General features: G+C 28.3%; 12 protein-coding genes. 4 read left to right on the plus strand and 8 right to left on the minus strand.

All coding sequences use genetic code 11. The annotated features are described in order from the left end of the window. Positions 1-27: 27 nt before the first annotated feature. The gene (locus VJY32_RS02545; protein WP_353676305.1) at positions 28-867 is read right to left on the minus strand and encodes a hypothetical protein; all 840 of its coding nucleotides are present in this window, start codon (positions 865-867) and stop codon (positions 28-30) included. A 165-nt stretch (positions 868-1,032) separates the two neighbouring features. Here VJY32_RS02545 and surE point away from each other — a divergent pair, with 165 nt between their 5' ends. From surE to VJY32_RS02560, 3 genes are read left to right on the plus strand one after another with little or no spacing between them, the layout of a single operon-like run. Beyond that, positions 1,033-1,815, plus strand: coding sequence for a 5'/3'-nucleotidase SurE (gene surE / locus VJY32_RS02550; protein ID WP_353676306.1), 783 nt, complete (start codon positions 1,033-1,035; stop codon positions 1,813-1,815). A 4-nt stretch (positions 1,816-1,819) separates the two neighbouring features. Beyond that, positions 1,820-3,949: a hypothetical protein gene (locus VJY32_RS02555; protein ID WP_353676307.1), complete on the plus strand. Its 2,130-nt coding sequence runs from the start codon at positions 1,820-1,822 to the stop codon at positions 3,947-3,949. Positions 3,950-3,980: 31 nt separating this feature from the next. Next, complete coding sequence (locus VJY32_RS02560; protein ID WP_353676308.1) at positions 3,981-4,664, plus strand: ComF family protein; 684 nt, start codon at positions 3,981-3,983, stop codon at positions 4,662-4,664. Here the strand turns inward: VJY32_RS02560 and argS are convergent, their stop codons facing one another. The 5 genes from argS to VJY32_RS02585 all read right to left on the minus strand — a co-directional run bounded on the left by argS (position 4,665) and on the right by VJY32_RS02585 (position 8,319). After that, the gene (gene argS / locus VJY32_RS02565) at positions 4,665-6,293 is read right to left on the minus strand and encodes an arginine--tRNA ligase (protein WP_353676309.1); all 1,629 of its coding nucleotides are present in this window, start codon (positions 6,291-6,293) and stop codon (positions 4,665-4,667) included. Further along, positions 6,294-6,707: a ribosome silencing factor gene (rsfS, locus tag VJY32_RS02570; protein WP_353676310.1), complete on the minus strand. Its 414-nt coding sequence runs from the start codon at positions 6,705-6,707 to the stop codon at positions 6,294-6,296. 7 nt (positions 6,708-6,714) lie between these two features. Beyond that, positions 6,715-7,083 carry a LytR C-terminal domain-containing protein gene (locus VJY32_RS02575; protein WP_353676311.1) on the minus strand — a complete coding sequence of 123 codons (369 nt, stop codon included), beginning with the start codon at positions 7,081-7,083 and terminating at the stop codon, positions 6,715-6,717. A gap of 173 nt (positions 7,084-7,256) precedes the next feature. Then, positions 7,257-7,742, minus strand: a complete 486-nt coding sequence (locus VJY32_RS02580) for a hypothetical protein (protein WP_353676312.1) — start codon at positions 7,740-7,742, stop codon at positions 7,257-7,259. A 118-nt stretch (positions 7,743-7,860) separates the two neighbouring features. After that, complete coding sequence (locus tag VJY32_RS02585; RefSeq protein WP_353676313.1) at positions 7,861-8,319, minus strand: RidA family protein; 459 nt, start codon at positions 8,317-8,319, stop codon at positions 7,861-7,863. Positions 8,320-8,442: 123 nt separating this feature from the next. Here VJY32_RS02585 and mazG point away from each other — a divergent pair, with 123 nt between their 5' ends. Continuing rightward, a complete protein-coding gene (gene mazG, locus VJY32_RS02590) occupies positions 8,443-9,204 on the plus strand; it encodes a nucleoside triphosphate pyrophosphohydrolase (protein ID WP_353676314.1) in 762 nt (253 codons plus the stop codon). Between the two features lie 136 nt (positions 9,205-9,340). Here the strand turns inward: mazG and VJY32_RS02595 are convergent, their stop codons facing one another. Both VJY32_RS02595 and VJY32_RS02600 read right to left on the minus strand, forming a co-directional pair. Continuing rightward, positions 9,341-10,810 (minus strand): aminoacyl-histidine dipeptidase, encoded by a 1,470-nt coding sequence (locus tag VJY32_RS02595; protein ID WP_353676315.1) that lies wholly within the window; start codon positions 10,808-10,810, stop codon positions 9,341-9,343. Between the two features lie 2 nt (positions 10,811-10,812). After that, positions 10,813-11,157: a PqqD family protein gene (locus VJY32_RS02600; RefSeq protein WP_353676316.1), complete on the minus strand. Its 345-nt coding sequence runs from the start codon at positions 11,155-11,157 to the stop codon at positions 10,813-10,815. Positions 11,158-11,250 lie beyond the last annotated feature (93 nt).

The raw sequence follows: 11,250 nt of genomic DNA on the forward strand, positions 1-11,250 counted from the left end.
AAAATTCATTAACTAAAATTAAATTTTCTAAAAATTAATTGAGAAGAAATTGGAATATAATCCCACAGATACTTCATGAAAATCTGTTCCCCCTCTGTCAGGTTGGAAATTATATCTGTATCTCAAAAAAGCAGTAAAAACATTTTGTATCTGGAATAAACCAAATGAGAACTCTGGACTTATTCCATTATAACCTTTAAAATCAGTAAAGTAATTTAAGCCTGCAGAAACATATTTAATAAAATTTAACTGAATAATTTGCTTGTATCCAACTCTTAGAAAATTTTTTTTATCTGCATTAAAAATATGAGCATATTCAGCGCCTATGTAACCAAAGGGATAATTATAACTTCCTTTATAAAAAGAAAAAACAGGAATTTCTTTTGTTAAACCAAAATAATCCTTGTTGTTTTTAGAAATATAAGTTGGAGAAGGTAAACCAAAAATAATACCCCCAAAACAACATACCTGAAATAAGTTTACATTTTTTTTGTAAGCAAAAATGATGTTCTGCGGAATTTCTATTTCATATAACTGGCTAATGGATTCAACATTATCTTTATTGTAAACTAAAATTTTATATTGAATTAAATTCTTTTTATTAATTATGCCATCAAGCTCAATTTCTATTCTATGATTTTCATTCAATTTATCAGAAACAATAAATTCTTTTTTATTATCAAAAACTATTTTTGACGTACAGCTATCACTTGTATAAAACGACAAAGTAAATTTATACGGTGGTTCTGGTGTTATATATGAATCGATAACAAAAATATCAATGTTTCCAATCTGTGTAGTATCAATTTGTGCTGTTATTAATGACGAAACTGAAACAAGAAAAATTAAAATATCTTTGAGCTTCATAGTTATAATAAATTTTTCAATACAAAATTAAGATATTTAAAACAAAGTTTTATAACTAATTTAATGTTTCTTTGTTATTTCAGCTTTTAAGTATATTTACTTTAATAAAATTTATTTATAGAGAAATATTTCTGTTAAATATCCAATAAAAAATATAGGTGAATAGTGAAAATATTAATAACAAATGATGATGGAATTGATTCTCCTGGAATCTCAGCACTTGCTGGTGAGATGAAAAAAATTGGAGAAGTTACAGTGGTAGCTCCGCGAACAGAACAGAGTGCTGTTGGACATGCAATAACAATGAAAATCCCATTAAGAATTACAGAGTATTTCAAAGATGGAGAATTTTTTGGTTATGCAGTTGACGGAACTCCAGCCGATTGTGTAAAAATTGGAATTCGAAACATAATGAAAGCTCCACCAGATATAGTAATTTCGGGAATAAATCATGGCTCAAATACTGCAATTAATATAATTTATTCCGGGACAGTATCCGCAGCACGCGAGGCAGCAATAATGGATGTTCCTTCTATAGCCGTATCGGTTACCAATCATGCAGCTAAAAATTTTCAATTTGCAGCAAAATTATCAAGAGCACTTTCATTATTAGTCATAAAAAATGGATTGCCAAATGGGACACTACTTAATGTAAATGTGCCTGATTTGCCAGAAAATCAAATTGCAGGAATTAAATTAACACGTCAGGGGAAATCAAAATGGGATGATATTTATGAAGAAAGAATTGATCCTTATGGCAAAAAATATTACTGGCTTACGGGAAACTTAGTTGAAACAGACAATGATTTAACTACAGACCAATTTGCCATTAAAAATAATTATGTATCAATTTCACCAATTCATTTTGATTTGACAGATTATAATACTTATAACTCAATGCAAAGCTGGAAAATTGAAAATCTAATGGAAAGTTTAGAAAAAGGTTAATCAAATGCCCACAGGCAATTTTCATATTTCGACAGAAATAAATTTTTTTTATTTAATTCCCGGAATAATTATTCTACTGGTTTATTCATATTTTATATATAAATATACAATCCCAAAGGTTTCTACTTTAATAAAAACACTTTTAGTAACTATAAGAAGCATTTCGATATTGTTAATCCTGATTTTAATTTTTGAACCTGTTCTTACAATCAGTTACAAAAAAATAAATGAACCAAAAATTTTTCTTTTTACAGACAATTCAAAATCACTTGCTGTTAAAGACAGCCTTAAAAGACTTTCGAGCAATATTGATGCAATAAAAAATTTAGTAACTACCAAAAAGTCTATTTATAACATTTTTACTTTTGGAGTTCATCCTGAACCTCTGTCAATAGATTCGTTAAATAAAATTAAGTATAATGAACCGGTTACAAATTTTGATAAAATAATTTCCGTATTAAAAAATTCAGAAGATAATATTGCAGGAGCGGTGATAATTAGTGATGGAATAATAACAGATGGAAGCAATCCGATATATGAAGCAGAAAAATTAAACTTTCCAATTTTTACTGTTGGAATTGGGGATAGTTCAATTCAAAAAGATGTTGCTGTAAAGGAAGTTCTTTATAATCAATATATTTATGCAAATAAAGAAACAGAAATTGAAGCATTAATAACACAAAAAGGATTTGATAATAGCATCATCAGTGCTTCTCTTTTTGAAGAAGATAAGTTAATTCAAACAAAAAATTTTAATCTCAGTGAAACAGGTTTTAACAAAATTAAATTTGATTACACACCTAAAAATTATGGAGAAATAAAATTAAGTATATTAATATCCCAACTAAAAAATGAGGATAATCTTTTTAATAATAAGAAAACATTTTTCATTAATGTATTAAAAGACAAAATTAAAGTTGCAATAATTGCTGGCAGTCCATCTCCTGACTTGTCAGCAGTTTCAACAGCAATTAAAAACAATGAGAATATTGATATAATAAAAATCATACAAATTACACAAAACAAAATATGGAATGATAATATTTCCAAAATTGACAGTGCAGATGTTTTAGTATTAATAGATTTTCCTGCATACAATTCAACATCATCTTTTTCTCAACAAATCTTTTCAAAGATTGAAAAAAATAATAAACCTTATTTGATGATAGTTTCCAACAATACGGATATGCATCAATTATCGGCTTATGAAAAAGTTCTCCCCTTTTCAATAAATAACATTTCGAATACATACATAGAAATTGCACCAAGTATTTTTAGTAGTTCTATAAAATCAATATTCTCAAAATCCTTTGAAGATAAAGAATGGGAAAACTTGCCTCCACTTACAAAATCAACAACTGAGTTAATACCAAAACCTGGATGCGAAATTTTGGTTAAAGGAACTGTAAGAAATATACCCGCAAACATTCCTCTGATTATTTCAATGAATATTGGGAGACAAAAATCATTTGCAATTTTAGCAGGAGATATTTGGAGATGGCAATTATTAAAAGCAGAAAAAAATCCTTACTTTTTTTCTAAATTTCTTAACAATATAATCAAATGGCTTAATACTGCTGAAAGACAAAACCAATTCATTGTAAAAACAAACAAAAAAATATTTTCCGAAGGCGAACCAATTGATTTTATAGCTGAGTTATATGACAACACTTTTGCACCGATTGACTCAGCAAAAATTAATTTGACTGTTTTTAATGATAATCAAAAGTATAATTTGATATTAGAAAAAGTTAAAGATGGAATATTCCAATCTAATTTTGAACTTAACAGGCAGGGAAATTATTCTTATGAAGCAACTGCAGAATATGATGGAATAACTTTGAAAAGTAATCGTGGAAGATTTTCAGTAGTTGAATCAGATATTGAAAAATTAAATACTCAAATGGATATAAATTTCTTAAAACAATTAGCTTATGCATCAAATGGAAATTTCTATTTTTTAAGTGATATTGATGAACTTAAAAAACAATTAAACGAAATCCTTAATGCTTCAATAAAAGAAAAAAGCATTACATCAGAAATTAATTTACGAACAGATAAATGGCTGCTGATTACAATTATAATATTATTTTCAATTGAATGGTTTATAAGAAAAAGACACGGAATGGTATAGTTAATCATTTGAAAACATTAATGTAATTCAAATGAAATTAGTAAAAGAAATATTAGATTTTTTTCTGCCAAGAATTTGTATTTCATGTGAAGAGAAATTAAAAGATGACGAAAAATGCATATGCTTTAATTGTTTTTCTTCTATACAAAAAACAGATGAAAATTTATTGTCAAAAGAATACAATAGAAAATTTAAAGAAGAAAATATCATAAAAGATTTTCGTTCTCTATTTATCTTTGAAAAAGATAAAGCTTTACAATCAGTAATTCATGATTTAAAATACAACGGAAATATTAAAGCAGGTATTTTTTTAGGTGAGCTCGCTGGAAAAAATTTTTACAAAGATATTCTAAACTGGAAACCTGACTTTATCATTCCAGTTCCTCTTTATCATCTTAAAAAAGCAGAAAGAGGATATAATCAATCATATTATATTGCCAAAGCAATAAGTAATATTGTTAAAATTCAGGTAGAGACATCTATCTTAAAAAGAATAAGATATACTCAATCGCAAACAGAATTAAAATTAGAAGACAGAAAAGCCAATGTATGCGGAGCTTTCTCAGTTAAAAATAATAAATTGATAAGAAATAAAATTTTCTTGATTGTTGATGATGTAATTACAACTGGTGCTACAATTTCTGAATGCGGTAAAGTTTTAATAGAAAATGGTGCTTCAAAAATTTATGCATTATCTATTGCTTTAGCCAGTTAATTACATTTTTTCAGGAGCAGAAACACCAAGTATTTTTAATCCATTTCTAAGCACCGTTTGAACTGCAACTATTAATGCAATTCTTGCTTCGGCTAATTCTTTTGGACTGCCTATTATTCTGCATTCAGTATAAAATTTATGGAATAAAGCAGCTAATTCTTCTAAATAAACACATATTCTATGAGGTTCGAAATTTTCTGCACTCAACAATACTTCATCAGGAAATTCGTATAATTTTTTCAATAAATTTTGCTCTTCATCTTGAGTAAGTAATTCAAGATTTTCTAAAGAGAAATTTAGATTTTCATCCTTTGTTATTCGAAGTATTGATGAAATTCTTGCATGAGCATATTGCAGATAAAATACTGGATTTTCGTCAGACTGTTTTTTTGCAAGTCCAATATCAAAATTCAAATGACTTGAAATACTTCTCATGTTAAAAAAGTATCTCACAACATCACTTCCAACTTCATCTATCAATTCATCCAAAGTTACATAATTTGCTTTTCGGGTTGACATTTTAACTACTTCACCATTTTGAATTATTGTAACAAATTGATGAATCAAAACTTTTACTTTGTTTATATCATACCCAAGTGCTTTAAGTCCAGCTAAAACATCTGGATAAGTTGCATTATGGTCTGAACCAAATAAATCAACTATTAAATCATAACCTCGTTCAAATTTGGTAATATGGTATGCAATATCTGGCAGTCTGTAAGTTGGTTCCCCGGTTGATTTAACAATAACTTTATCTTTTTCATTACCTAATTCAGAAAGTTTAAGCCAAACAGCATCATCTTTCTTATAAGATAATTTTTTTTTCTCAAACAATTGTAAAAGTTTTTCTATTCTTCCTTCTTCATACAAACTATTTTCATTATAATAATTATCAAAATGAATATTGAGCCGTCTCAAAGTTTTATTAATATCATCAAAAATTTCTTTTTCTGCTCTTTGCTTAAAAATTCCTTCTGGATTTTCATTAATTAATTTATCTCCATATTCATCATAAAGTTTTTTTGCAATGTCTTTAATATAATCTCCCTGATAATATTCTTCCGGAAATTCAATACTATGACCGAGCAATTCAAGATATCTTAAGCGAACTGAATCACCAAGAATTCTCATTTGTCTGCCAGCATTATTAAAATAATATTCTCTTTCAACTTTGTAACCAATCCATTCAAGCAAATTTGCAATAGTATCACCCGTTACAGCGTTTCTACCATGTCCTACTGTTAAAGGTCCAGTTGGATTTGCAGATACAAATTCTACCTGTGCAATTTTACCATCATATTTTTTTGATTTGCCATAGTTTTCAGATTTTTCAATTATCTCTTTAATTACATTCGTTACATATCTTTTTGTAAAATAAAAATTTATAAATCCTGGTCCTGCAATTTCTATTTTTTCAATAACTGATTTATCATACTGAAGATTAGAGATAATTTCATCAGCAATTTCTCGTGGGCTTTTCTTTAATGATTTAGATAGCAACATTGCAACATTTGTAGAGTAATCACCATGAGCTTGTTGATTAGGCACAGTAAAAATAAAATCGATATTTTTTAGATAATCTAATTTATCAGAAAGCCTATTAAAAATAGTATAAAGATAATTTTTCAATTATTTCTCCGTTTTCTTTTTTGATGAACTTTTAGAATTTTTTGAATTAAGTTTTTGTTTGGGCTCTTCTTCATCATCGAGAGGAACAATTGGGGCATCACCCCATAGTTTTTCAAGATTATAATAATTTCTTACTTCCGTTCGAAAGATGTGAACAATTACATCAAAATAATCAAGGATGACCCAGTTCAATGTTTCATAGCCTTCTCTGCTGAAACATTTAACACCTTTAGAATTTAGTTTTTCTTCTACCTCATCAGCTATAGCTTTAACCTGTCTGTCTACATCAGCAGAACAAATAACAAAAAAATCTGAGATAGTAGAAATTTTACGAATATCAAGAATTTTTATATCATAACCTTTCTTGTTTAATATCAATTGAGCTATTTGTTTAGCAAATTTTAATGAATCCACACTTACCTCATTTTAGTGGTTTTAAGTTATAGTAATCTTTTCCAATTACTATTGTAACATCAAGAAAATAATTTTCGTTAAGCTGCTGAATAACATTGTCTCTTTTTACACCCAAAACCTCTGCAACTTTGTATGCATTAGCTTTATTGCCCATTCTATCGATAACGATAGTTTCATCAATGTCATTGTTTATGTAATTACCAATATTTACAACATCAAATCCGTTGTTTCTTAGAAAATCTGTAAATCTATCAGCTATCCCTGCTACATTACAGCCATTTAAAACTTCTACTTGAATAATTTCTGAAGGTAATTGTTCTTCTTTGTATGAATTTGTTTTTGCATCTGAAATTTTTATATAAAGTGAATATATCATAAAAAGTATAATTGCAAATAAAAAGAAATTGGTGATGTTTAAGAATAGATTTATTGAGGAAGATTTTAAATCTGTGCTCTTTTTAGATGATTTTTTCGAATTATATTTTTCCAATTGTTGTGTGTCTAAGTTAAATCAAATTATCAATCGTAAATTTAATAAAATTTCTGTCTCTATTTATCATACTCAAAGCGGTCAAACAAATCTCTGTAATAAAAAGATGAATAATAACTATATGGATTGTAATAAGGAATGTTTCTGTATTGTAAAATTATCGACATGTTTTCAGTAGGCTTGTAGTTTATTTGTGCACGGTTTAAATATAATCCATTAATTTTATTTGAGAATTCTTTTCCAAAAGAATTAAAAGGAGAATTTACAAGACTAATATCTGCTTGAATATTTAATTTATCATTTATTTTATAAAACATGCTGTTAGTATAAGTTGTCAAAGCTAAACTGCCTGCTGCACCAAATGTTTGATAAGAGATATCGAATGTATGATTCATCTTAAAATTTTCTGAGTTAAAAAAATTGAATAAGCTTGATGAATAATTTTTTATTATGTTACTTTTAATATCATAATTACTTGTCTGGTCTTTGAATTGAGCAGTTATAGTTGTTGCACAAATTATTAATACCAAAATTACTCTTTTCATTGTAAGCTCCATTTTTTTGGCTTTTAACAATGAATCAAAATTTTTGTTTCTTTGTTAATCGCTATAGCAATTTTATCATAACTTTTATAAAGTTTCAAGTCATATAATAATCAACTAATTATTTAATACGCACGACCATTTCAATTTCTATTGGTGCGTTCAATGGTAAATCACTTACTCCCACAGTACTTCTTGCATGTTTCCCTTTTTCTCCAAAAACATTAACTAAAAACTCCGAAGCTCCATTTGCAACTTTGGGCTGGGATGAATATCCTATTCTGGAATTTACAAATACAGTTAATTTCACAATTTGTTCAATTCTATCCAGGCTGCCAATTAATGATTTAATTGCACTTAAACAATTTATTGCACAAAGCTGCGCACATTCTATTGCTTTTTCTTCACTTACCTCATAACCTACTTTGCCTTCAGCTATTAATTTCCCATTTTTAATGGGAAGTTGCCCTGATGTATAAACTAAGTCACCAATTTGATTTGCTGGAACATAAGCTGCTAATGGTTTGGGAGTATTTGGCAAATCATATCCTAATATTTCTCGAATTTTTTGTTCATACATTTTTACTCCTCCTTAATTTCAATGCAAATATATTGAAAATATTTTTTTGATATTATTAAAAAATTTTGAATTAGCTTTTTATCGAACTCATTATTTATCTTTGCAGCAAAAAAAGGTTAGAATATGACAGGGGAAAAATTTGAAGAACTATACAACATTATGAAAAGACTAAGAAAAGAATGTCCATGGGACAGAGAACAAACTCACGATTCAATTAAAGCTGCTACAATTGAAGAAACTTATGAATTAATAGAAGCAATAGATGAAAAAGATTACAAAGAAATTAAAACTGAACTTGGAGATTTATTGCTACACATACTTTTTCATTCTGTTATTGCAGAAGAAGAAAATCATTTTAATATCAATGATGTAATAGATACTATCCGAGAAAAATTAATTCGTCGTCATCCGCATGTTTTTGGAGATGTAAAAGTCAATGGGACTGAAGATATTGTAAAGAACTGGGAAGAAATTAAATTATCTGAAGGAAGAGATTCAATTTTGGAAGGAGTTCCTAAAAATTTACCTGGACTTGCAAGAGCATACCGTTTACAGGAAAAAGCTTCTAAAATTGGTTTTGATTGGAATAATAAAGAAGATGTATGGAAAAAAGTTATAGAAGAAATTAACGAAATGCATGCATGTGAAAAAAGTGGGGACCAAAAAAAATTAGAAGAAGAACTTGGAGATGTTTTCTTTGCTCTTACAAATTATGCAAGATTTCTTGGAATCAATCCTGAAAATGCTTTGAGAATTACAAACGAAAAATTTATAGCAAGATTTAATTATGTTGAAAATAAGATAAAAGAAAGCGGAAAAAATTTAACAGAATCTTCACTAAAGGAAATGGATAAATACTGGGAAGAAAGCAAAGCAAAATTGTAAATCACTTTTATTTAATAATAAATTTAATTCCCACTTTATAATTTTACTGAAGCAAGAGCAGAGAGCATAACAGAATCAAGAATTATATTCTAAATTATTGCTCTATACTCTTGCTTTTTTTAAGAGCAAATTCATTTTATACTGTTGATTGCTCTGGTATATTTTTTAATACATTAACTAATGTATTCCAGAATTTTTCAACCGTACTGATTTGAACCCTTTCATCTGGAGAATGGGCTCCAATTATAGTTGGACCGAATGAAATCATATCCATTTCAGGAAATTTTTCTTTAATAATTCCACATTCAAGTCCTGCATGGATTGCTTTTACGTGTGGTTCACTTCCATATAAATTTTTGTATACATTTTTCATTATTTGAAGTATCTGTGAATTAACATCGGGCTTCCATCCTGGATAGCTATCTTTTTGATGAACTTCGGCTTTTGCTAAATTAAAAACTGATGAAATTGCATTTGATATATCATGTTTTTCAGTTTCCACTGAACTTCTTTGGCTTGTAATAATCTCTACAGTTTTTCCTTTTGTAGTAACAACAGCTAAATTCGAAGAGGTTTCAACCAGTCCTTCAATCTCTGCACTCATTTTAATTACACCATTTTGAATACCATAAAGAGAGTTAATCAAATTTGTTGCAGTCGTTTTATCCATAACTTTTGAACGATTTTTTATTTCTGTTGCTGTAACATTTAAATTTGGCTCAACTGTTGACATCTCACTTCGAACTATGTTGTTATAATTTTCAATATAACCAACAACATCATTTAATATTTTGTTAGATACTCTAATTATTGAAAAACATTCACGCGGAATTGCATTATGTTTGCTACCACCATTTATATTTACTAATCTAATCCCAAATTTATAATTCAACTCATGAAGTAGGCGAGCCATTAATTTTATTGCATTTCCTCTTCCAGTGTTAATATCCAGTCCCGAATGCCCGCCTTTCAATCCAGTAATTTTGATTTCGAGAGCAGTAGTATTTGCAGGAATTTCAGATGGTTTGAAGACAAATTTTGCAGTTGTTGTTTGTCCTCCTGCACAACCGATGTATAAATCTCCATCCTCTTCTGAATCGAGATTAATTAATATTTTAGCATTGAGAAAATTAGGTTTAAGAGCTTGCGCCCCATTCAATCCCGTTTCCTCATCCAAAGTAAATAAAGCTTCAAGTGGTCCATGTTCAATGTCATTAGATTCAAGAACTGCAAGAGCAGCAGCTACTCCAATTCCATTATCAGAGCCAAGTGTTGTCCCTTTTGCTTTTACCCAATCACCATCTACATATGGTTGAATGGGATCTCTATCAAAATCATGCTGAACATCTGCATTTTTTTCTGCAACCATATCAAGATGTCCCTGCAGAACAACAGGAATTAAATTTTCCTTTCCTAATGTTGCCTTCTTTGTAATTACAATATTTCCAAAATCATCTCTCTTATACTTCAAGCCATTCTTTTTTGCAATTGAAATTACATACTCAGCAACTTTCTCTTCTTTTCTTGAAGGATGTGGACGCTTGCAAATTTCTTCAAAATGGTTCCATAGAAGAGATGGTTTCAAATGCCCTAATATTTCTCCCATAATTATTCTCCTTTAATTTCTTCAAATGTTATTAATCTTTGTTCATATAGTTGTGTTAAAAATTTAGTTAATCTTTCTTCAACAGGCTGAACTTTAGACCCAAATTTTTGAGTGAGTCTATCTGCAATTTCTAATACTTTCTTTTTACCATCAATTTCAAGCCACGCAGCAGAACCTAATTCATCAAGTTTTAGTTTTATAAATGGATTTTTCAATCTGGGCATGATATATTTAAAACTAAAGCTACTATTAAACTTAGGTATGTGAATTGTTACGAAGTTGTTTTCATCTGATTCATATTTCATTAAATGAACAGGGGTGAGTTCAAGATAATTTGCACTTTTCAATTTTTTTCTTCTTTCAAAAAAATTCATATTAATGTCAATTTGTGAATTCAATAATAATTTAATTTTATACTTCTAAACCAAAATTATAAAATT

The organism is Rosettibacter primus (genome assembly GCF_036860675.1).
GTDB classification, from domain to species: Bacteria; Bacteroidota; Ignavibacteria; order Ignavibacteriales; family Melioribacteraceae; genus Rosettibacter; species Rosettibacter primus.